Genomic DNA, 23267 nt, shown 5'->3' on the forward strand with positions numbered 1-23267 from the left:
GGATGATTCTTGCGGAGGCCCGATATGCAGACCAGCTCACCCCAGATACCCGATTCAACGAAGAATCCCCACAGGGAACGCCGCGACATTGTGGACGCGCTGCGAGCCGCTGGCGTGGCGCCTCAAAAGCTCATGGAGCTGGACCAGGGCCGCGCCCTCGCACAGTGGCAGAACCGCAAGGGCGAGGTGCGTTACGAACGACCGCGCCATCACGCCCTGAGCATTTACATTAACGAGGGCGACAAAGCGAGGCGGGTGGTAAACGGACGGGCCGTGAGCCAGGGCTTTCCGGGGGCTGTTTGCCTGTTTCCCGCCGGCAGTCAATCCACCTGGCAGATCGACGGCCAATTTGAATTCTTCCACCTCTACTTCAATGACCTGGACATCGCCCGCTGCGCAGAACAGACCTGGGACTGCGAGCCTGACCGGGTTGAACTCAGTGAGCGATACCACACCCAGGACCCGGTTCTGGCCCAGGCGGGCCAGTTACTGGCACTGAGTGACTGGCTCGCCCCCGGTCAGTCCATGGCGATGGATCACCTGGCCCAGTGGCTGTTACTACAGGTGGTTAGTCGTCACTCGAACGTACAGCAGGCAACTCCCTCTGTTACCGGACAACTCTCACTGCGTTACCGCCGATTGCTACAGGAACGTATTCACGCGCAGTTGGACCGGACGTTGACCCTCGCGGACATGGCGGGCTGGGTTAATCTGAGCCCTTACCATTTTGCCCGCCTGTTCCGGGCGACCTTTGGCTGCGCACCCTATCAATACGTTCAGGAACAACGCCTGACCCGGGCCCGGGACCTACTCCGCCAACCGGGAAGTAAAATCACTGCCATCGCCCTCAACTGCGGTTTCAACGACGCCAGCCAGTTCAGCCGGGCATTCAAGGCGAGGTTCGGAGAGACACCTTCCGTCTACCGTGCCCGGACAAACGCCAGATAGAACGTCAGCATTACCTACCACTTTCACTACATTGCCAAAATGTAAAGAAGAGGAATCCAGCATGCCACGCTGGATTCCTCTTCAATATCATGCCGCACTCCGTATATACCGTAACCATACATGTGGAGTGCGTTCATGAAAGGAAAATTCGGGCTGACAATGGCCCTGATGTTAACGGCAGGTTGTACGACTGCCGCAGAAGAACTGCGGATCTACACAGAGCAATACCCTCCTTATAACATGACCACCAATGGTCAGCCATTTGCCCATTCAGAAGCAGACATCACAGGTCTTTGTACCGATGTCGTGAAGGCGCTTCTGGGTAAAGCCGAGCTGGATTACAGCATTAAACTCCGGGACCTCAGCTATGGCCTCAACCGGGCCGAACGGCATCCTGACCACGCCATCTACTGCGTATCCAAAACAGAGGATCGAGCGCCTTTTTTCGACTGGGTGGGGCCACTGTCCTCCATCGAATGGACACTGTTCGCCAAACCCGGTTCGTCCATTGAACTGAACACCCTGAACGATGCCCACAGCTATCAGATCGGTGGGTACAAGGGCGACGTCATGACCAACTTTTTGATCGACAAGGGCTTTGACGTTTCCGCAATCAGCAATAACGGCCTGAATGCGCGCCGCCTGGTCCAGGATCAGATTGACCTCTGGGTAGCTGACGGTCTGGCTGGCCCGTACCTGGCTGCTGATGCGTCCGATGTAACCGGGCTCGAGCGCGTTCTGGTGTTCCGTGAAACGCCAATGTATCTCGCCGTCCACAAGGACACCGCCCCCGAGATCCTGCAGGCTCTGAACAAAAGTTACCAGGCACTGGTTGAGTCCGGCGAAAAGGAGACCATTTCCCGCTCCTACGGATTCTGAGCGCACCGCAAGAGCGCCCTTCCTGCCTCCCAACGCCGACGTGACCAACACTCACGTCGGCACCTCTCGAAACCTAACGTTTTGTAATGTTTTCCGCCTGGATGGACAAAAAATCCGCGACTAGTCTTGCGGTAGGCATCGATGGAAGTAGTGATGCCCGGGCGCCTGTTTAACATCCATTCAGGCCTCCCCGCGCTGAAAGTCCGCCACAAGCGGACCTAACAACAAACTCCCAGGATTGGAGAATCACAATGAAAATCAGCACCGCAAGCCGCACCATGGCTTTAGGATCCCTTTTCTTTGCATTAACCGCACACGCCTCGCCAGGCCAGAAATCCACCGGCGATTTACTCAACGATTTCTGGAGCCCGGATCGAATCAGTCCGTTTGAGTGTCGCTTTGGCATTCTCAATAGCACGCCATTTGGTCTGCCCCGCTGCATGCAGGCAAGCAACATCCAATACCACCTGGACCGGTTATACGGCATTGCTGAAGCCAATGATGGCAATCGCGCTGCCGGCTTACCTGGATACCAGGCGACGGTCGATTACGTTAAAACCACACTGGAGAGTGCGGGCTATGACGTAACCATCCAGCAGTTTCCTTTCAATGCCTTCTACCCGACCGGAGACGGCATTCTGCAGGCCACGGCACCCACTCCGACTGACTATGTCTGGGAAGAGGACTTTACCTACCTGTCCCAGACCGAGCCGGGCGACGTGACGGGCATGGCCGTTGCCGTTGACGTTCAACTCGGCCCCGACAATACCTCCACCAGTGGCTGTGAACCCGAGGACTTTACCGACTTCCCCGCTGGATCGGTCGCCGTCATCCAACGGGGAGCCTGCGCCTTCGGGCAGAAAGCAACCAACGCGGCCAATGCAGGTGCCGCGGGTGTGGTGATCTTCAACCAGGGCAACACGGAAGACCGCAAAGGCCTGATCAACGCCACGCTCGGCGATGACTACGCCGGGGGAGTTCCCGTCGTGTTCACCACCTACGACATTGGCGCTGGCTGGGTTGAGCAGCAGGACCTCCAGCTCAGAGTCGTGACCAACGTGGTGAGAGAGCAAACCGAAACCTCCAACGTGATTGCCGAAACCAATCGGGGCAACCCTGACAACGTCGTGATGACGGGCGCTCACCTGGATTCAGTGTTTGAAGGGGCTGGTATCAACGACAATGGCTCCGGCAGCGCTGCGCTTCTTGAACTGGCCCTGCAAATGAAACGGGCTCACCCCCGTAATCAGGTCCGCTTTGCCTGGTGGGGTGCGGAAGAGGCCGGCCTGGTTGGCTCAACGTTCTACGTCAACAGCCTTTCCCAGGAAGAGAAGGACAAGATCAAGGTCTACCTGAACTACGACATGATTGGTTCGCCCAACTTCGGCAACTTTATCTACGATGGCGATGGTTCTGACTTCGATCTGGCAGGTCCTCCGGGATCAGCCGCCACGGAGGCGCTGTTCGAGAAGTACTTCAACCTGCGTGAAATCGCCTCAGAGGGCACGCAAATCAGCTTCCGCTCAGACTACGCGCAGTTCTTCGAGGACGGCATTGCGTTTGGCGGGCTGTTTACCGGTGCGGAAGTGCTGAAAACCGAAGAGCAGGCGGCCAAGTTCGGTGGCGAGGCTGGCGTTGCTTTCGACCCCTGTTATCACTCAGCCTGTGACGACATCACCAACGTCGACGAGCTCGCTCTTGAGATCAACGGCGATGCTGCCGCCTTCGTGACCAGTTGGCTGTCACTCTCAACGCGAGTGATTGACGAGGAAATTGCTGCCGCGGAAGAAGCAGAGCCGGCCGCTGGCGCCCGCACACTGCAAGTGGAGCAGAAGCACGACATCACCCATTGGGGCGACAAGTGGATCAAGTGACATGACTGTCGCTTAGAATCGCGAACGACCCCGCAACAAGACCTGCACCTGGTCAACGCTGTCATCTCCCGCCAGCGGGAAGGCGAAGTCCAGGTGCAGCATTCGCTGTACTTCGATCCGGCTTGAGGCCAGCCTCAGGCCGAATCCCACATCCGTCAGTACGCCGTCATCGGGTCCGCTATTGCGACCATCATCAAACCAGGCTCTGCCTACATCGGTGAAAATCACTCCCCCCATGCGAAACAGCTCGAAAGGGTGCCAGTCCGGGAAGTAACGGCGCTCCAGTGTCCACAGCGCTCTTCTGTTGCCCTGCTGGTAGTTGCTCGGATAACCACGAAGGCCATTGTCACCGCCAATAAGAAGCTGTTGATCCACGGTCAAATTGTGCGCTGCCGTGAACGACAGGTTGGTGTACCAACTGTTCCAGTCCACTGCCCCGCCATGAAAGTACTCCAGGCTCAGGGTTCCGATAAGGTTCTCGAAACGGTGCTGGTCAAATCGCCAGGTGCCGCTCTGACTGAACCCGTAGCTGGCGTAGTTGGTGTCAGTGGCCAGCAAAGCATCCCGGAAGTCCATATTCAGTACGGCGCGGTCTTCCGTCGCTCCAAATCCCGGCGAAGAGTACCCCAGCTCGGTACGCCACACAAAGCCGTCCCGCACGTCCTCGACCCGTTGCAGACGAGTCAGGTTGGTCATTTCCCGGAAGCGGTTCTCACGGTAGTCAAACCCGACCCATGGGTAGCTCAGTGTCCGATCATCGGGCAGAAGGTCCAGATTGGTTTCATCCGGTAAGCGCTCAAACGCCCGGGCATCGTAGCGAAAACCGGCAAGCAGTCTTAACTGGCTGCCATTGCGTTCTGCCAGTCGCCAGCCGACATCAACACTGGCAAAATCGCGGTCCTGCCGATAGTCCGCAATTGCCTCCGCCCCCACATAGCGGGATTGTTCGCGAATGTCATCCTCACCACTCAGGCCAAATCGCCACTCCGCCAGCTCACTGTAGAATGGACGCTCAAGGTAGGCACTGCGACCGCGCCCATCACTGCGCTTATCGTAGGAAAGGCCTGCCTGCCAATGGGAGCCAAGCACGTTCGGATCATCGAAATCGACACTGGTCTCGCTGCGGTCGGCATCTTTTTTGTGGGAAATCCCCACGCTCTTGCCAGAACCCAGGAAATTCGGATCAGAAAGGCCGGTGTTGGTTTTATTCTCGCCTCCCGTCCTGGAAGCACCAACGCTCGGCAGTAACGTCCAGGTGTCACGTGCAAGGACAGTGACTTCCAGCTCATTCCCGCAAACGCGGGTAACACCGATCCACGCGGCCGTCAGGTACTCACTCTGCCGCAATATACGTTCGGATTCGTCCAGCGTACCCGGTTGGTAAACGTCACCTTCGTCGAACACCAACTGGGCACGCAGGGCCGATTTCCAGGTCGGGGTATTTAGAGCGTTCAACGTGCGATAAAGAAAGTTGTCCTGTTCAGGATCGGTGGTATCGAAGATCGGGCGCCGAATAATGTTTATTCGGCCGATTCTGGCACCTGCCGGAATATCCAAGTCGCTCTGGCGAGCCAGTTGGTCCCGGGGCTGGTCAAGATCAATGGCCTCCGGCTGGATTTCGCTGACAATACAATTGTCGGTGTCAATTTGCGCCCAAGCAATCTGACTGAAAGAGAGAGTCCCAGCAATAAAGAGGGCTCGGCTTTGGAGCCGGAGGACACTATCGAGGCATTGAGTACGGGTCATCGTCTGGCCACAGAACACGGAAACTCACTATGGTGTTGATGTTACCCCACTATAGTGCCGATTCAGGTGTTCGTCCGGGATACTCGCATAAAACACTGTCCATACATCCTGTACGTCATTGGTTAAAAGCTTATTCAACCAATCCGGACTGCGGGACAAGGCAGTTCATCGCGCTGAGGGCGACATCTCGAAACACCTGTTCCGAGGCGATCACACTCGGAAAACGATCATAAACCGCACGTCGGCAGGCCGATGTACGGGTCTCCCCTTCACTGACGCACGTCGAATGAGCCCTGGAGTCCGAATCCTGTCCAGTCGCGTCCTCACACAACACGGGGAGTTGGCGAACGACCCAGTCCATGGCTACGCTAAGTTCGACTGGATTATCCGCAAGGTTGGCAAAACGGCGGGCATCCACGGGTTGCGGGCGCTCCCGGGTCTGCTCCCAAAGTACGAACAACAGGGCTGCGGAAACCAATACGACCGTGACTTTTGGAAACTTCATGGGGCCTTCTCAATCCGGTAAAACAGGCTCCGGATGATAAACGCTTGAGGCTGCCCTGTCCCGGTTTGCGCAACTATACTGTCTGGAATTTCTCAACGGAGTATGGGTAAATGGCAACACTGATCGTTGGTCTGGTTTTATTTCTTGGCGTGCACTCTCTGTCCATCGTCAACGAACCGCTGCGCAATCGCCTGCACAACTCCCTTGGCGAAGGGGCGTTCAAGGGGCTTTACTCGCTGGCCGCATTGGTCGGTCTGGTTCTGATCGTTTGGGGGTATGGCAACGCCCGCCTCGACCCGACCGTCATTTACACATCTCCAGGCTGGCTCCGGCACCTGGCCATGTTCCTTCTGATTCCGGTCTTTCCCCTACTGCTGGCCACCTATTTCCCGGGCAAGATCAAGGCAAAACTTGGGCACCCAATGCTCGTCGCGGTCAAGCTCTGGGCTTTGGCTCACTTACTCGCGAACGGGATGCTGCACGACCTGTTGCTGTTCGGCTCTTTCCTGGCCTGGGCCGTGGTGGATCGGATCTCCTTGAAACGCAGAACCCAGCGGCCGATTGCGACCCTGCCGGCCAGCAAAGCGAACGATGCCATAGCGGTTGTTGGTGGCCTTGCGGTTTATGCGGTGCTGGTAATGTGGGCCCACCAATGGCTCTTCGGGGTGGCGCCAGTGTGACACCCTAAACACGCAACTCTGGCAGGTGGCCGGCCAAATGCCGTAGTTTGTCCGGGTTGCGCACGACATAGACCGACTGGATACGGCCATCCACCACATCCAGTGTCGTGATCTGTGGCAGCCCATCCTGTTCGATGGTCAACCATCCCGGTAGCCCATTCACGAAAACGGCTTTAACCCACCGAGGGCTGGGCGATGCAGACTTGCGCGCCACGCCTTCAAAGAACCGGCTGATCCTGTCGGCACCAAGAATCTGGCGCCGCGCTGCAATCCTCTTTCCCCCACCATCGGTATGCAGTATGGCGTTCTCACTCAGCAGCGCCTTCAACGTTGCCACATCGCCACTGCGGGCGGCGTCGAAGAATCGATCGGTCAACTGATTATGCTCGCTTGAACTCACCTCATAGCGCGGGCGCTCAGCCTGCACACGTTTCCGGGCGCGGCTTGCGAGTTGGCGGCAACTGGCTTCACTGCGTTCCAGGCTCACAGCGACCTGGCTGAAATCCAGCCCAAATACATCGTGCAACAGGAATGCAGCACGTTCCAGGGGAGACAACCGCTCCAGCGCCAGCATCAGGGCAAAGGACACATCACTGGCAAGCGCCTCGGCGCCTGCCGGAGTGTCCTGACTTTCGACTATAGGTTCCGGCAGCCAGGGACCATCATAGACCTCCCGCTGCCGATGAGCGGCGCGAAGGCGATCAAGACAAAGCCGGCTGGTGACCGTGGTCAGGTAGGCCCGCACATCATCGACTGACAGGTGATCGGCATGGTGCCAACGCAGGTATGCATCCTGCACCACATCCTCTGCCTCCGTCACCGAACCCAGCATGCGGTACGCGACGCCTGTCAGGTATCGGCGCCAGTGATCAAACTGATGCGCGGGCTGTTCATTCATGGCAATTGGTTCCCGGCGTACTTGGTTACAGTTTACGGTCATTCGGGTGAACCGCCCGAAAGCCCACGCTGATCCGGTTCCAGACGTTGATCGCACCGACCAGCAACGTCAGGTCGACGAACTCCTTCTCGGTGAAATGCGCTCGCCCCTGCTCGTAATCCTGACTGGGTGCACCGGTGTCAGCCACGTTCGTCAGTGCTTCGGTCCAGGCCAGGGCAGCCCGTTCACGAGGTGTGTAGAGCCCGGACTCACGCCAAGCGGACAGCAGGTAGAGCCGTGCTTCACTTTCACCGGCTTTGCGGGCATCGCTGGTGTGCATGTGCAGGCAATAGGCGCAACCGTTAATCTGGGATGCCCGGGTTTTCACCAAGTGGATGAGGCTGTGTTCCAGCCCACAACTGCCAACGTACTCCTCCAGCCGGGTCATTGCGGCGATGGCGTCCGGGGAGGCCTTGTAGGCATTCAATCGCGTTTCCATTATCTTACTCCTCTGCATGGGGGGACACGAGGTGGCATCATGTCCACGTAGGTTCTACAGAGGTAGACGGGGCAGCCCTGATGTTTGTGACATACAGAGACTAATTTTTAGCAGACCCTTGATAAACGGTGGTAAAACGGGACCATGGCACAACCCTACTTTCTCGGCTGCCCCCAGTGGCAACATCCCGACTGGACCAGCCGACTCCCTCCCGGTCAGAGCCCACTGGCGCGTTACAGCAGTGCCCTCAATTGCGTGGAGGGCAACACCACTTTTTACGCCACGCCCAGCCAGGAACAGTGCCGACAGTGGCGGTCACAGGTGCCCGATGACTTTCGTTTCCTGTTGAAGTTTCCACGCCTGATCACCCATGACCGTCTACTGAGTGGCGCTGGCCGCGAAGTATCTGACTTTCTTGAGATAATTGCGCCACTCAACGATGTGCTTGGCCCCATCCTTCTGCAACTTCCCGCCAGTTTCGGGCCAGAGCGTCTGGAAAACCTCTGGCGATTTATGGATGCCCTGCCCCCGACCCTGACCTGCACCGTTGAGGTTCGCCACAGTGCGTTCTTTGACAAGGGAGAGGCCGAGAAAGCCCTGAATCGTGGCTTGAGAGAACGCCGCATTGCACGGGTGTGCATGGACAGCCGGGCACTCTTTGCCGCGACCCCGGATAACGAGGAAACACGCGATGCACAGCGCAAAAAGCCGCGAGTACCAGTGCATCTGCTCCCTGTGGATGCAGCGCCGGTGATCCGCTTTGTCGGCCATCCCGACCTGGAGGCCAACCGTCCGTTTCTCGCACCCTGGGTTGAGCGCGCAGCTGCGTGGATCGAGGAAGGGAAACGTCCCTATATTTTCATGCACATGCCGAACAAGGGCGATGCCCTTTCCCTGGCGGCGCTCTGGAATGAGTTACTGCGTGAACGGGCACCCATGGTTGATGCCCTGGACCTCGACGAGACCCAGCCCCAGATGGGGCTATTCTGACTCAGAGCAACTGCTGGTCATAGGCGTACTTGGTCAGCTCCGCCGTGGTATTCAAATCCAGCTTGGACTTGATGTTTTGCCGATGGGTTTCCACCGTTCTCACGCTGATGTTGAGCTCATTGGAGATGGCTTTACTGCTAAGCCCTTTGGCCACTCTGGAAAGAATGGCCTCCTCGCGGCGAGTAAGTTTGCTCTCCACCGGCTCCATTGTTTCCCCATGACGAAACAACGTCTCGGTCGCTGCCCGGCAGATGTAGGTGGCGCCATCAGCCACGGTACGAATAGCGCTCACCATTTCCTCAACCGATACGTCCTTCAGGATGTAACCCTTGGCGCCATGAAACATCAGCTGTGAAATGTATTCCCGGTTGTCGTGCATGCTGAGGATAAGCACTTTCAGATCGGGATAGCGCTCCTGGAAAATTTTGGTTGTTTCAATCCCGTTCATGTTGGGCATACTGACATCCATCATGATCACGTCCGGCTTCAGGTCTTTGACCCGTTTCAGGGCCTCCAGCCCATCGGTTGCCTGGCCGACGACGTCGATGCCCTTTTCCTGTTCCAGCCGCGCCCTGATACCTTCCAGGACAAGGATATGGTCATCGACCAGCATGACCTTCACTACAGATTCTGATGTGCTCATAGGACCGTTACCGTCAGGTTTACTAGACCGCCAGGCTTATCCTTATTCTTTCGACTATGCCTGGTATTGTTTGAACGAGGCCATTATCCGGGTTCCGTTTCCTGGCCGCGGAGACACCTCAAACTCCCCACCCAAAAACTCCACACGCTCGCGCATATTACGCAACCCGATGCCTCGCCTGGCGTATGCATCTTTCTCGGCAATGCCTACGCCGTTGTCGGAAATACACAGAAAGAGCCCCTCCGCATCCTCTTCCAGGCTCAGCGCCAACCGGGTGGCCTGGGCGTGTTTCTCAACGTTCGACAAGGCCTCCTGAACAATACGATACAGCGTTGTAGCCACCTCCTCGGAAATATCCTCCTGCGGTGGCTGGATATCTATGTCCATAACGATCCCGCTACGTTCACGGAAGTCATCCAGCAACTGGTTGAGCGCCGCCAACAACCCCAGGTCATCCAGTACGCTGGGGCGCAGATCATGGGAAATACGCCGTACTTCCTGTATCGCACGGTTTAAAACCTCTCCGCCTTTCACCAGTGACTCCTGGGCGACGGAGTCACCCTCTGGAATATGGGTCATGGCCGTCTCCAACCGATATTTCACAGACACCAGCAGTTGGTTGATGCCATCATGCAATTCCCTCGATACCCGGCGGCGTTCTTCTTCCTGGTGTTGCACGGTCTTGTGGCTCAGCTCTTTCAGATTCTGGTCCGCCAAGCGATGTTCGTGCACATTAAACAGAACCCCCGCAGACACCACAACACCGATTGATACCATCAACGCCAACAGAATGGCCCACAGGGTCTGTTTAACGTTAGCGTCCACGCCCGCTTCGATAGCCCGCATCTCAGCGGCAATATCATCGATATACAATCCCGTGCCAAACATCCATTGCCAGTCTTCAATCTGTTCAACGTAGCCAACTTTATCCACTTCCTTGCCGGTGGAAGGCTGCTGCCACAGATACTGGTAATACCCTCCGCCATTGTCAGCAATCCGTATCAGATTCTGGATCAGATAGTTCCCGCTACTGTCCTGGAAATCGTACATATCCCGTCCGACCAGGGCCGGCTGTGCTGCGTGGACCAGGTTCAATCCGTCATGGGTGTAGGCATAGAAATAGCCGTCGTCACTGAATGAGGCCTCCTGCATCAGAGCCATAACCTTGTCGCGGGCTTCATCATCACTGGCCGCGTTCTGACGGACAAATTCGATAGCGGTGCGCATTATGGAAACGTAGTCTTTCAACGCTGTTTCCTTGGACCGCCGCAGGTTCTGCTCAAAAATCTGCAGTTCGCGTTCCATGAGTATGTCGCCCTGGTGCAAGGTCACCGCGGAGAAAATACCGGTCACCACCAGCAGGGGAACCAGAGCGAGCAGTATCAATTTTGTTCTTAACGACATGACCGTCACATTGTCCTTTATAAGCACACGCCATCTAGGCATCGGTTGCGAGACTCCATCAGTCTAACCCAAACCGTAAAAAAGAGCGGGCCTGGAAAAGAGTCTCCCCAGGCCCGCCAAACCTCCAGTCAAGGTACTTCAGCCAAATCGAAACATGCCCTCAGCGTCATTAATAAAAGCCTCCAGAACTCGCTCAGGAGGATGACATACCAAAGAACGCGGGGAAGATCAGGATCGCGATCAGCACCATTATCTGCAGCAGTATGAATGGCGCCACACCGCGATAGATGTCGGTGGTTTTAACCTCGGGTGGTGATACTCCTTTCAGGTAGAAAAGACTGAACCCGAAGGGCGGCGTCAGGAAGCTTGTTTGCAGGTTCATCGCGATCAGGATGGCGAACCAGAGCATATTGATACCCATCAGTTCAGCGATGGGCGCCAGAATAGGTACGATGATGAAGGAGATTTCGACAAAGTCGATGAAGAAACCCAAAACCAGAATAATGAGCATGGTCAGGATCAGGAAGCCCCATTTCTCACCCGGCAGTTGCAGCATCCACTCCTCCAGCAGGTAGTCGCCACCGGTGTAACTGAACACCATGGAGAAGGCGGTTGCCCCTACCAGAATGGCGAAGACCATGGCCGTCACCTTGACCGTATCCCGAGAGCTTTCCCACATCATCCGCCAGGAAAACTGGCGATAGGCCACGGCCAGAACCAGCGCGCCGACGGCACCCAGGGCTGAAGATTCGGTCGGCGTTGCGATACCGGTAAAGATCGAGCCCAATACCACAACAATCAATGCCAGCGGCGGTATGATCGCCATCAGGGCTTTGCCGATTTCCTGTGCCCGGCTGTCATCGCTATCCCGCGGCATCGCTGGCGCCGTTCCCGGCGATCGCCAACTGACGAACAGGATATACCCGATGTAGAGCCCCACAAGCACCACACCGGGGATCACCGCGGCCTTGAAAAGGTCCCCTACAGGCAAGCCGAGCACGTCACCGAGGATGATAAGGATGATGGATGGCGGCACAATTTGCCCCAGGGTGCCTGACGCACAAATGGTGCCGCAGGCAAGCTTTTTGTCATAGCCATTCGCCAGCATGACCGGGAGCGAAATCAACCCCATGGCCACGACACTGGCACCCACCACTCCAGTGGAGGCGGCCAGTAAAGCACCGACCACGATGGTGGATATCGCCAGCCCCCCGGGCAGTCCACCAAACAGTCGCCCCATGGACTCCAGCAATTGCTCCGCCAATCGGGTGCGCTGCAACACGATGCCCATATAAATGAACAGCGGTATCGCCATTAACACCGTGTTCTGCATGATGCTCATAATGCGGAATGGCATGAAGGCAAACAGTTGCGGCCCCTCTGCAATCAGGCCAAAAATCAACGCAACGCCGCCGAACGTAAACGCAACAGGAAAGCCCCACAGCAGCATGAAGAGGCAGACCCCAAACATTATCATCCCGATCATGCCAGACCTCCTGCACCGGTTTGCTCGTCGTAGGCGGACTCTTTGACAAGAACCCTGAGAGCGAAGGTCGCCATGCCCACGCTGGCAACCGCCAGCCAGAATGAAGAAAACGGAATCAGCCCTTTAACAATAAAGCGGTAGGGCAAACCTCCCGGATCTCCGCTGCCTTCTCCCATGTGATAGGCATCAAGCATGTATCCCCAACCCAGCCAGGCGATCATGGCGGCAATCGGAAGCGCAAAAAAAAGGGCCCCAACAAGATTGACCCAAGCCTTGAAAGCTTCACTGCGGCCGGCATAAAGAACGTCCACTCGCACGTGGCCATCCGTCCTCATGGCGTAAGGAATGCCCATCAGAAAGACGACGGCGTACAAGTGCCACTCCAATTCCTGCATCCCAATGGATACCTCATTGAAGGCATACCGAGCCACCACATCGTAGAAAACGTTCAGCATCATCAGGACAAATGCCACGCTTGCGACCCAGCCACACGCTCGAGATACAGCGCCTAACCCGTCATCCACAGCAATTAACCAACGCATTACAACTCCTCTTGCCGAAGCGGGGACTCCGGACCAATCGGGATTAAATAGGGCTCATGAAAACACCCGAATGCCGACGCTTCTTGCGAAGCGCCAAGCATCCGGCCAATGGCGGGAAACTTACTCTTCCAGTTCGGCCATGGTGTTCAGGTAGGCGCGCTCGGAGATGTCGATGTAAGCACGTGTTTTGTCCAGATAGGCCTGCTGTGACTTGATAATGCGCTGACCTTGCTCGTTATCCCTGGAATACGCTTCCAGGACCTTTTCGTTAGCTGCGACCATGGCTTTGAAGATATCGTCCGGGAAGGTTTTGACCTTGACGTTCGGGTACTCGTCACGAATGGATGCCCAAGCTTGTGCATTGGCATGCACGGATTGGGTCAGCATGTCGTAGGATGCCGTACGCATAGAGACACGCAGAACTTCCTGCAGATCCGCCGGCAGGTCCTCCCAGACATCCTTGTTGATCAGGAACTGCAACTCGGTGGCGGGTTCATGCCAGCCGGTGTAGTAATAGTCAGCAATCTGCTGAAAACCCAGACGCAGGTCCAGGGCCGGGCCTACCCACTCAACCGCATCGATGGTGTTGCGCTCCAGGGCAGTGTAAAGCTCTCCCGGCGGGATGTTGGTAGGATTAACGCCAACTTCGGCAAAGACTTCGCCAGCAAACCCGGGGATTCGCATTTTCAGCCCGTCGAGGTCTTCCAGGGTTTTGATTTCTTTGCGGAACCAGCCGCCCATCTGGTTGCCCGTATTACCGCCCGGGAACGACAGCATGTTATGGGGCTCGTACACTTCCTGCATCAGCTCCATACCGCCACCGTGGTAGAACCACGCCCATTGCTCCTGAGCGTTCATACCAAACGGCATACTGGTGAAGTAAAGGGTGTTGGGCACTTTGCCCTTCCAATAATAAGACGCTGAATGGCCCATATCGTATTGGCCCGCTTTAACCATATCAAAGACGCCAAAAGGCGCTTTGTGGCGGTTGGCGGAATCGATCCGGATCTTGAGCCGACCGTTGGACATTTTTTCGGCCATTTCCGCCATGTTCTTGGTGGCATCACCGAAAATCGGGAAGTTCGGCCCCCAGGTTTCTGCTAGTCGGAGGGTGTAGCTCTTATCATCAGCGTGGGCAAAGGACGTGAACAGCACGGAGAACACCACTGCGGCGGTCGCAGCAGCTTTCAAGAAGTTTTTCATGATCTTGTTCCTGTTGTGTTTGTTTTATTAGAACGATGCTCGGGTCGTCATTCGCGACTTATGGTCACGATTTGAGCGAGAACTAACAATCCGTAGGAATGACCAAACCAATACGTAGTGATTACTTAGAACGCCGCAGAAAAACTACGTATTAATACTTAGAGGTATATCCAACTCCTGCCCACCGTTTAAATTTGTAATCGCTAATAGTCCCGCCGCGCCCAAGCAAATGTCCCGGCTGCCGGGTCGATTGCATAAAATGTATAAATAACAGCGAACTAAGGAACCAAAATCGCCCCGATAGCATGTAACGCTCAGTCTCACCGTGTATCGCTCTGTAAGCGCCAACTTCCTGACGATTCTCACCCGAAAAACCCTGAACCAGACCGCATATAACCGAAAAATGCCGCTGTAAGATTCGTCCGAACTCGTCAATAAATTGGTGCGAAACAATGTCAACTTGCGGCAATAATTTAACGAAGCATGGACTGCTGACTCTATCTTTAGCGGTTCTGCTTTCGGGCTGCGGTCTCGACATGGCGTCCTCAGACAACGCCACGACACCACAGTCAGAAGCGTCAACCACTCCGGCGGCTGAAACGGTTGAGCTTGCCGGCGCCGCCATGAAAGGCGTTATTCAACAAGGCCTGGTGACCGCCACTCGCCTGATATCCGACAAAGACGGCTACTATGCTCCACAGCGACAGGCCGCAAAACCGGTTTTGACAGCAAACGACGGTAGTTATGTGTGGCAATTGCGAGGAAAGGCGGACAGCTGGGCTTTGGTAGAACTTACCGCTGACAGTAATACCCGCATGACTTGCGACGTCGTTCCCCAATGCGAACGCAGCGGCGCCGAGCCGGTTGCCTTTGGCGACACCATGATGCTGGACGATAGTTTCAGTCTGCGCGGAGCCGGTGATCTTCGCATGGAGACCGTCAACCTCACGCCGCTGACCCATTTGGCCGTGGCGCTGGCTGAGCGTAGCGAGAATGGGCTCTCCCCCGATGCACTCTCTGGGGCCTATGAAAGGGTTGAAAGCTGGTTTGGCCTGGCAGCAGGCTCCTTGCGCCTCGACCCGCCAGACCTGACTCGCCTGGACGAGTTTAACGGCGTGTCTGCCGATGCCCTGCAGGTCGCCGTTGCCAATGCGGCTTTCCTTGCCCTGGTCAACAACAACGCCCAATGGAACAACATTTCCGATGTCCTGAACAACGTGGCAACCCAGATTCTCGAAACCGGCCAGATCAGCCTGATGGGCGACGGCGAAAACATCGCTCTGGCCGATCTCGTGTCTGCCGCGGCAGTGCAGGCCTCTGAGCTGCAGGCCGAGGTGGACTCGAGCGTCATCAGCCAGAGACTCGTGGTGGCCGAATACCGCTACGTACAACGCTTCAAGACCATTGCAGAGGTATACGGCGAAGACGACACCAGCGTTGTCGACACACCAGAGCCCGATACCAGTGACGACAACAGCACTGGAGATACTGTCGCCGACAACGGAACGGACAACGACACCAGCGAACCGCCGGCCCCCGAGCCAAGCCCCGAGGACACCGTTCCGGCCAACGCAGCCCTGCTAAGCTGGACCGCGCCGCTCACCAGAGAAAATGGAGACAGTCTCGCAATGGGCGAAATTGCCGGCTTTGAGGTGGTTTACGGCAACAGCGAGGACAGCCTGGACCAAAGCCTGGCCGTTGGCGACGCCTCTATCGACGAGTTGCTGGTGGACGAGCTCACCGAAGGCACCTGGTACTTCGCTATCCGCACCCTGGATACGGATGGCAACCGCAGCCGGTTGTCAGAGGTGGTCTACAAGCAGATATAATGCAGCGTAGACTTATATTTTGCTTTGGAACCTCGGCGCCTCAATCGCCTGCTGCTGCATCCAGCGATAGATAGTCGGGCGTGACACTCCATAACGACGTGCGACCTCAGAGACGTTCCAGCGATATTTCTTTAGTGCCGCCAATAACGGATCGCTCTCGTCGGGGTCGACATCCCGCTCAACGCTCGTTGCCGCGATCGCAGGATCTCTCAAGCACTCGTCTGGTAGGTCATTGGCCGTGATCTGTCCATCGTCGCAGGTAGCTTCTGCAAACGCCAGTGCATTAACAAGCTGACGAATGTTACCCGGCCAGTCATAGGCAAGCAGCGCACTCATCGCATCTGCCCGGATTCGAACATCGGGCAGCTGTCCCTGGTCGATCAGGTGTGTGAGTACCCGGTTAATGACATGCTGTCGGTCAGCCCTTTCTCCCAGAGAGGGCAAGCGCAGCGTGGCCCCATTCAGCCGGTAATAGAGGTCAGCGCGGAACGCACCATGTTCAATCAGTTGGCCCAGGTCCTGGTGCGTGGCGGCTATCACGCGACAGTTCACTTTCACGGGACTGTCGGCGCCCACTGGCAGAATTTCGCCTTCCGCCAGCACCCGCAGCAGCCGGGTCTGGAGCTGCAGGGGCATATCCCCGATTTCGTCCAGGAACAATGTCCCACCATCCGCCTGCTGGATCATTCCCCGCATTCCTCTGGCCCGCGCACCGGTAAACGCGCCCGCCACGTACCCGAAAAGCTCGCTCTCGATCAGTGACTCGGGAATGGCTGCGCAGTTTACGGCAACAAACGCCCGTCGGGAGCGGTGGCTGGACTGGTGTATTGCCCGGGCAAGCACTTCCTTGCCCGTGCCGGTCTCACCCAGCACCAGCAGCCCGACATCTCTGTTCCTCAGTCGTTTGGCAAGGCCAAGAGTTCGCCTCATGACGGGGTCATCCGCTGCCAGCGCATCTAGCTCAGGCACAGATTCATCAGTGGGCAGGGCGTCAGAAGATGCGGAAGCCGTCGACTTGATCCTAGGCTGGATCAACGCTGCAAAAAAGGTATTGCCACTGATGCAGTGCCTGAACGCCCTGACCTGATCATCCTGATCGTAAGGGATGCTCCAGATGTCCCTTAACTCGCATTCAAACAGGCTGGTCAGCTTGGTATCGCTGCCGTTTCCATGGCTCCACATGAGTGAACGACCGGCTGTATTGGCGGCCTCCACGCACCCATCCCCGTCAATGGCGAACAGGTACTGGCCATTTACCTGCACAAACTCCCGCGAGGCATCACACCGGAAGACCGTCTGATTGCGATAACGGCGGAGGAAATAGGCGTCCTCAATCATGCGGGCGTAGAGCTGGGTAAGGTGCAGTGCAAACGTCTGGCTGCTGTGTGGATCAGGCGAATCCAGAGCCGAAATATCGAGTACCGCAAGCAGGTTGCCCAGCGGATCAAGAATGGGCGCCGAGGTGCAGGTCAAGCTTATATGGGTTGCATCGAAATGGTCGACCCGGTGACATGTCAGGGCCTGCCCCTCTTCAATACACGTACCCACAGCACAGGTGCCCGCGTACTTCTCACTCCAATCGGCCCCCAGGTACAAACCGGCTTTACGCAAACGTTGGTCAGAACGCCGATCCCCCAGAAACTGCACGGTAACGCCCCGGTGATCCGTCAACAACAGCACATAACCCAGCTTTGCGATATTCATATACAGTTGCTCAACGCCGGCCCGAGCCACGTTGAGAAATTCATCGACCGAGTCCTGATGCTCCCTCAGGGTTTGATGAGTCACGATCCGGGCACGACGCGGCTGGCTCGGGTCCAGTCCGTACTCGTCAATACATCGCTTCCATGAGCGACCAATCAGTTCGGACTCCGGAGATAAAGCCGCACACACGCCTTCATCCGTATAACTTAGAATCGTATCTATGTGGCGCCGCTGTGCCTGTTGCATCGTCATGCCAAGCTCCTGCATTGCTCTGATATTGTTGTTGTCATTTACGATGAGATACTGCTTCGTCGTTCTGACAGCCTATACCGGATTACCCGGCATCAACATCCTCCTTTAGTGCCTGAGTGATCGTTACACCTGTAACGCATTTACAGGCAATCGCATTACAGCCGTAATGCCAGGGCCTTCTGCCACATGGCTCCGCCACCCCCTCCTCCTTTCACAAAAATCCCTGAAACCCCTTTATTTCAGATACCTGGAAAATAAAAAGCCCTTGGAGACCGATGTGGCACGTCATCTGCTCCGTTCCTATTAGCGTGTTCAACAACGCACCGGGGATCAAAGACTCCCCGCCAACAAAAACAATGGAAATCTGGAGAACCGTGATGACCGAAACCCAAATCACCCCCACCCAACGAGTTCAGCAGTGGCTTGACGGGTTCAGCGAGATACTGCAGTCGAGCGATCCTGGAAGGGCGGCGGAACTGTTTGAAGCAAACGGCTTCTGGAGAGATCTTGTTGCAATAACCTGGAACATAAAAACCCTGGAGGGCCGGGACCATATCCGCGACATGCTGGAACAGACCTCGAAACATGTCCTCCCCAGCAATTGGAAGGTTGCCGAAGACGCGACAGAACAGGACGGCGTGACCGAAGCCTGGATTACCTTCGAAACCAGGGATGCTCTGGGTAAAGGGCACATCCGGCTTCGCGATGGCGGTGCCTGGACCCTGCTGACCACCATGCAGGAATTAAAGGAGTTTCCCGAGAAGAAAAACTTTCTTCGACCCAAAGGCGCTCAGCATGGAGCGACCAAGTCACGGAAAACCTGGCTTGAGGCAAAGCAGGACGAAGAACAGGAACTGGGATACAGCCGCCAGCCCTACTGCGTGATCATCGGCGGTGGACAAGGGGGCATTGGCCTGGCCGCCCGTCTGCGGCAACTGGACGTGCCAACGATTGTGATCGAGCGAAACCCGAATCCAGGCGATTCCTGGCGCAACCGCTACAAGTCTCTTTGCCTGCATGACCCGGTCTGGTACGACCACATGCCTTACCTGCCGTTCCCGGACCACTGGCCCGTTTTCGCGCCGAAAGACAAAATCGGCGACTGGCTCGAAATGTACACCAAGATCATGGAGCTCAACTACTGGAGCTCAACAGAGTGCACGGGGGCGCGCTACGATGAGGCCAGTCAGGAATGGGTCGTGGAGGTGGTTCGGGACGGCGAGAAAGTCACCCTTCGCCCCAAGCAGCTCGTGCTGGCTACCGGCATGTCGGGCATCCCCAACATACCCGATATTCCCGGAATGGACAGTTTTGAAGGCGAGCAACACCACTCCAGCAAACACCCCGGTGGCGCTGCCTATAAAGGCAAGAAGTGCGTAGTCCTGGGCGGAAATAACTCCGCACACGATATCTGCGCTGCGTTATGGGAGAACGACGCCGACGTCACCATGGTTCAGCGTTCATCAACCCACATCATCAAGTCCGACACTCTGATGGAGCTGGTGCTAGGCCCACTCTACTCCGAAGAGGCGGTACAGAACGGCATGACCACAGAAAAGGCCGATCTCACATTTGCGTCGGTGCCCTTCAAAATCATGCCCGATATGCACATCCCGGTTTACGAGCAGGTCGCCGAACAGGATGCGGACTTCTACAGTCGGCTGAAGCGAGCAGGGTTCCTGCTGGACTTTGGCGATGATGGCTCAGGGCTGTTCATGAAATACCTGCGCCGTGGCTCAGGCTATTACATCGATGTCGGTGCATCCGAACTTGTCGCCCAGGGCGAAATCAAGCTTAAAAGCGGGGTCGGTATTGAACGCATCAACCCCCGATCTGTCACCCTGACGGATGGCACCGAACTGCCGGCCGATCTGATTGTTTACGCCACCGGCTTCGGCTCCATGAATGGCTGGGCGGCACGAATAATATCCCAGGAGGTCGCCGATAAAGTTGGAAAGTGCTGGGGTATGGGATCAGATACCACCAAAGACCCTGGCCCCTGGGAAGGTGAGCTGCGCAATATGTGGAAGCCAACGCAACAGGAAGCCCTCTGGTTCCACGGGGGCAACCTGCACCAGTCACGCCACTACTCGCTGTATCTCGCACTTCAACTGAAAGCCCGAAAAGAGAGCATCGACACGCCAGTGTACGGTATGGAAAACGTTCATCACCTTTCCTGACACCGGGATGGCTGGCCTCGGCCAGCCATCAACCGTGATCAGCACATTCTACTGTTGGGCAATGCGCTGATCCTCGCGTCAATTTAGCGTTTTGACGGAAGTCGCGCTTCTGTCAGGTTCATTGATTGTCATCCCGCACCTTCTGCAATTTTTGCAGTTTTTCGTGCAACAACGCCTCGAGCTTAATCAACTCTTGGCGATTCTTTTCGTTGGGCCTGTTGGTATAGAGCTCAACATAAGTCTGGGTGACCTCACTGAGGATCGGGTGTAGCTTTTTATAGGCTTCATCGACCATGAACAGCCTCCTTCCGTTGCTGATCAACGTCGTTGCTGATACCTAAAGCATAAGCAAGGCATTAACTCTGTGCAATATTTGATCAGGTCACAACTGCTCCGGCCGCGGTGGACTGCCCACCCTCACTTCGCTGAGTTTCTCCTGGGCCAGGCCGCGGAACAGGGCAAACATCATGGCGAATACGAGGATGAACATCGGCAGGCCAACCACGGTGATCACTTCCTGCAACGCGGTCAGCCCGGCGTCACCGGCAAGTACGATCAGCATCGCTGCCAGCATGCCTTCAGACACACCCCAGAAAACGCGTTGATGCCAGGGGCCCGGGTCCGGCGAGCCCGTGCATAACATATCGACCACCAGGGAAGCGGAGTCCGATGAGGTCGCGAAGAAGATGGCGACAATCACAACCGCCAGGCCCTGAATCAACGTAGCCCCCGGAAAGTTTTCGAAGAACGCGAACATGGCCAGGGGAACACTTTCCCCTACGGCTTGTGACAACACCCCCGCCTGTTCGCCCAGCGCCTCCCTGGCCTCCGGCCCAATGCCATCGATCTGCATTGCTGACCAGCCGAAAATGGCGAACCAGATCAGGGTGAAGATTGATGGCGCGAACAGGACCCCGAGCACGAATTCACGGATGGTCCGCCCCCGTGAAATCCGCGCCACGAAGATTCCGATAAAGGGCGACCAGGTCACCGTCCAGGCCCAGTAGAATACCGTCCAGCTGCCCTGCCATCCCCAGCCGCCATCGTCGCCGGTATAGCTTGCAAGTGTGTCGTTCCAGAAGGCCATGGGCAGCAGGTTCGATATGTAGAGGCCAAACGTCTCAACCACGGCTCGCAGAAGGAAAACCGTCGAACCGGTAAAGAGCACGAATACCATCAGGCCAACGGCCATACCGATATTGATGTTGGACAACCGCTTCACACCAGAGTCCAGCCCGGCGACGATCGACCCCACAGCGACGGCCGTCAGGATGGCAATGATCAGCACCTTGGTGATTACCGCATCCGGAATGCCAAACAACTCAGTCAGCCCGGCGTTGATCTGCTGCGTGCCCAGCCCGATTGACACCGCCACACCGAACAGCGTGCCGAGGATCGCAAACACATCGAGAGTCTTGCCGAGAGGCCCGTATATGCGGTCGCCGATCAACGGATAGAACACCGAACTGAAGCGCATCGGCAGGTCGTAACGATAGATAAAATACGCAAAGGCAAGCCCCGGCATGGTGAAGATCGCCCAGGTGTGCAGCCCCAGGTGGTAGATAGCGAAGCTCATGGCATCGTCGGCGGCTTCGACCGAATAGGGCTCGACATTCGGCCTCGGCGGGGAAGAAAAGTGCGAGATGGGCTCGGCCACGCCCCAGAACATCAGCACGGTACCGATGCCGCCGGCAAACAGCATGGTGAACCAGGAAATATTACTGTAGGCCGGTTTCGCGTCGTTGCCGCCCAGCCGGATGGCGCCGAATCGGCTGAGCGCAACCCACAAGAGGAACGCTACCCAACTCGTCACCCCGAAAATGAAAAACCAACCCAGGTTGGTAACAATCCATTCACGCCCCGCTCCGAAGGCCTCTCCGATTGGGCCGGGCGCAATCAGGAGCACGACCAGAAACAGGATCATGATCCCAGCGGACGTGAAAAAGATGGTCGGGTTGGTCCTGAGACCCAACTTTTTTGCGAGAGCTTCCATGACGATTCCTCCCCGAGTCTTTCCGACAACATAGGAGCTAATCGAACGGCACGCCAAATTGTGGGCGAGATTTCATGTTTCTGAAGGCAAATGGCTATCGCCAGAGAACGCTGAAATCCCGGTTGATTACTACTGGGACTTGCTCGAATAGACGCTCAAGGCCGTCACTGTGACCAGGATGAGCCCCATGCCGAGGAACTGGACGCCGCCCAAGCTCTCATTGAGCAATAAAATGCCAAAGAGCGTAGCGGTAACAGGTTCGACCATCGCGACAACGGCAGCGACGGTTGGTACGGTGTGCTTGAGACCCACGATATAGCTTATAAAAGACACGCCACCACCGAGCACCCCCAGCGCCATGAACATCGGCCATTCCGGTGCACCCAGCACAGCAACGACCTGCACAAGGCTGGCTGGCCAGATCAGAACAATACCGAGCACGGCAAACGCGATCACCAGAGCAGCCTGAGGGCTGCCGTTCCTGGCAGCAAACTTGAAGCCGAAAATAAACAATGCATAGGACAGCCCCGAAAGCAGGCCGGCAACCACGCCAACCCACGTAATACTGCTACCGCCAACGTCATAGATACCCGTGAGTAGAGCGATGCCGACAATAACGATGACAATGGCCACGCATTTGAACGGCGTTGGCTGCTCAAGCCCGATGGCAAAGGAAACCAGAAACACGAACACCGGGGCGCAATACATGAGGGTCGCCGCGACGGCAACGCTGCCCTCGGAGATACTGAGGAAATAAAAGGAGAAGTTGCCCGCCACGCCAAGGCCGGCCACCGCCGCCCAGAACCAGAGCCGCGGCTTGGCCAATCCGCTGTTCCCAGGACGTAGAATCAGCCAGACAAGTACAAACAGCAGGCCGACAATCCCCCGGTAGAACGAGACTACGAACGAGCCCCACCCTTCTGCGAGCAGGATGGCGCCGATACCACCCGAAAGCCCCCAGAAAAGGGCTGCAAGCGCTACAAGCATTGCACTTCTTAGCGCGCGGTCACCGGATTGTTCTGGCGTGTGATCA

Annotated in this window: 20 protein-coding genes; 7 read left to right on the top strand and 13 right to left on the bottom strand. The window is 56.6% G+C overall.

Annotated elements, in window-relative coordinates; genetic code table 11:
- Positions 1-24 precede the first annotated feature (24 nt).
- The 3 genes from B3M52_RS03000 (at position 25) to B3M52_RS03010 (ending at position 3701) form a co-directional block, all read left to right on the top strand.
- Positions 25-948: a helix-turn-helix domain-containing protein gene (locus B3M52_RS03000; RefSeq protein WP_041334166.1), complete on the top strand. Its 924-nt coding sequence runs from the start codon at positions 25-27 to the stop codon at positions 946-948.
- Between the two features lie 135 nt (positions 949-1083).
- Positions 1084-1827: a substrate-binding periplasmic protein gene (locus tag B3M52_RS03005; RefSeq protein ID WP_051947020.1), complete on the top strand. Its 744-nt coding sequence runs from the start codon at positions 1084-1086 to the stop codon at positions 1825-1827.
- Positions 1828-2078: 251 nt separating this feature from the next.
- Complete coding sequence (locus B3M52_RS03010; protein WP_085679571.1) at positions 2079-3701, top strand: M28 family metallopeptidase; 1623 nt, start codon at positions 2079-2081, stop codon at positions 3699-3701.
- Between the two features lie 12 nt (positions 3702-3713).
- Here the strand turns inward: B3M52_RS03010 and B3M52_RS03015 are convergent, their stop codons facing one another.
- Both B3M52_RS03015 and B3M52_RS03020 read right to left on the bottom strand, forming a co-directional pair.
- The gene (locus B3M52_RS03015) at positions 3714-5447 is read right to left on the bottom strand and encodes a BamA/TamA family outer membrane protein (RefSeq protein ID WP_286748699.1); all 1734 of its coding nucleotides are present in this window, start codon (positions 5445-5447) and stop codon (positions 3714-3716) included.
- Between the two features lie 130 nt (positions 5448-5577).
- On the bottom strand, positions 5578-5952 hold the full coding sequence (locus B3M52_RS03020) for a hypothetical protein (protein WP_286748700.1): 375 nt from the start codon (positions 5950-5952) through the stop codon (positions 5578-5580).
- 110 nt (positions 5953-6062) lie between these two features.
- Here B3M52_RS03020 and B3M52_RS03025 point away from each other — a divergent pair, with 110 nt between their 5' ends.
- Complete coding sequence (locus B3M52_RS03025; protein ID WP_286748701.1) at positions 6063-6632, top strand: NnrU family protein; 570 nt, start codon at positions 6063-6065, stop codon at positions 6630-6632.
- A gap of 4 nt (positions 6633-6636) precedes the next feature.
- Here the strand turns inward: B3M52_RS03025 and B3M52_RS03030 are convergent, their stop codons facing one another.
- A complete protein-coding gene (locus tag B3M52_RS03030; RefSeq protein WP_286748702.1) occupies positions 6637-7530 on the bottom strand; it encodes a sigma-70 family RNA polymerase sigma factor in 894 nt (297 codons plus the stop codon).
- A gap of 25 nt (positions 7531-7555) precedes the next feature.
- Complete coding sequence (locus tag B3M52_RS03035; protein ID WP_286748704.1) at positions 7556-8008, bottom strand: carboxymuconolactone decarboxylase family protein; 453 nt, start codon at positions 8006-8008, stop codon at positions 7556-7558.
- Positions 8009-8152: 144 nt separating this feature from the next.
- Between B3M52_RS03035 and B3M52_RS03040 the strand changes: the two genes are divergently transcribed.
- Positions 8153-8998 (top strand): DUF72 domain-containing protein, encoded by an 846-nt coding sequence (locus B3M52_RS03040; protein WP_040474317.1) that lies wholly within the window; start codon positions 8153-8155, stop codon positions 8996-8998.
- 1 nt (position 8999) lies between these two features.
- Here the strand turns inward: B3M52_RS03040 and B3M52_RS03045 are convergent, their stop codons facing one another.
- From B3M52_RS03045 to B3M52_RS03065, 5 genes are all read right to left on the bottom strand, one after another.
- The gene (locus B3M52_RS03045; RefSeq protein WP_286748705.1) at positions 9000-9641 is read right to left on the bottom strand and encodes a response regulator transcription factor; all 642 of its coding nucleotides are present in this window, start codon (positions 9639-9641) and stop codon (positions 9000-9002) included.
- Positions 9642-9695: 54 nt separating this feature from the next.
- Entirely contained in the window at positions 9696-11045 is a 1350-nt protein-coding gene (locus B3M52_RS03050) for a cache domain-containing protein (RefSeq protein WP_007152681.1), read from the bottom strand.
- A gap of 193 nt (positions 11046-11238) precedes the next feature.
- A complete protein-coding gene (locus B3M52_RS03055) occupies positions 11239-12531 on the bottom strand; it encodes a TRAP transporter large permease (RefSeq protein WP_075196986.1) in 1293 nt (430 codons plus the stop codon).
- The gene (locus B3M52_RS03060; protein ID WP_007152683.1) at positions 12528-13073 is read right to left on the bottom strand and encodes a TRAP transporter small permease subunit; all 546 of its coding nucleotides are present in this window, start codon (positions 13071-13073) and stop codon (positions 12528-12530) included. The genes B3M52_RS03055 and B3M52_RS03060 overlap by 4 nt, the downstream gene beginning before the upstream one ends.
- Before the next feature lie 120 nt (positions 13074-13193).
- Positions 13194-14276, bottom strand: coding sequence for a TRAP transporter substrate-binding protein (locus B3M52_RS03065; RefSeq protein WP_286748706.1), 1083 nt, complete (start codon positions 14274-14276; stop codon positions 13194-13196).
- Positions 14277-14812: 536 nt separating this feature from the next.
- Between B3M52_RS03065 and B3M52_RS03070 the strand changes: the two genes are divergently transcribed.
- A complete protein-coding gene (locus tag B3M52_RS03070; protein ID WP_286748707.1) occupies positions 14813-16105 on the top strand; it encodes a hypothetical protein in 1293 nt (430 codons plus the stop codon).
- 12 nt (positions 16106-16117) lie between these two features.
- On the opposite strand, the gene B3M52_RS03075 is transcribed toward B3M52_RS03070, so the two are convergent.
- On the bottom strand, positions 16118-18061 hold the full coding sequence (locus tag B3M52_RS03075; RefSeq protein ID WP_286748708.1) for a sigma-54-dependent Fis family transcriptional regulator: 1944 nt from the start codon (positions 18059-18061) through the stop codon (positions 16118-16120).
- A gap of 377 nt (positions 18062-18438) precedes the next feature.
- Here B3M52_RS03075 and B3M52_RS03080 point away from each other — a divergent pair, with 377 nt between their 5' ends.
- Positions 18439-20241, top strand: coding sequence for a flavin-containing monooxygenase (locus B3M52_RS03080; RefSeq protein ID WP_075196983.1), 1803 nt, complete (start codon positions 18439-18441; stop codon positions 20239-20241).
- Positions 20242-20359: 118 nt separating this feature from the next.
- Here the strand turns inward: B3M52_RS03080 and B3M52_RS03085 are convergent, their stop codons facing one another.
- The 3 genes from B3M52_RS03085 to B3M52_RS03095 form a co-directional block, all read right to left on the bottom strand.
- Positions 20360-20536, bottom strand: a complete 177-nt coding sequence (locus tag B3M52_RS03085) for a hypothetical protein (protein WP_178380819.1) — start codon at positions 20534-20536, stop codon at positions 20360-20362.
- An 87-nt stretch (positions 20537-20623) separates the two neighbouring features.
- Positions 20624-22234, bottom strand: coding sequence for a BCCT family transporter (locus B3M52_RS03090; RefSeq protein ID WP_007152688.1), 1611 nt, complete (start codon positions 22232-22234; stop codon positions 20624-20626).
- A 129-nt stretch (positions 22235-22363) separates the two neighbouring features.
- Positions 22364-23221: a DMT family transporter gene (locus tag B3M52_RS03095; protein WP_286748709.1), complete on the bottom strand. Its 858-nt coding sequence runs from the start codon at positions 23219-23221 to the stop codon at positions 22364-22366.
- Positions 23222-23267: the final 46 nt, after the last annotated feature.

It is taken from the genome of Marinobacter sp. UBA2688 (genome assembly GCF_002352785.1).
Classification (GTDB): Bacteria; Pseudomonadota; Gammaproteobacteria; order Pseudomonadales; family Oleiphilaceae; genus Marinobacter; species Marinobacter salarius.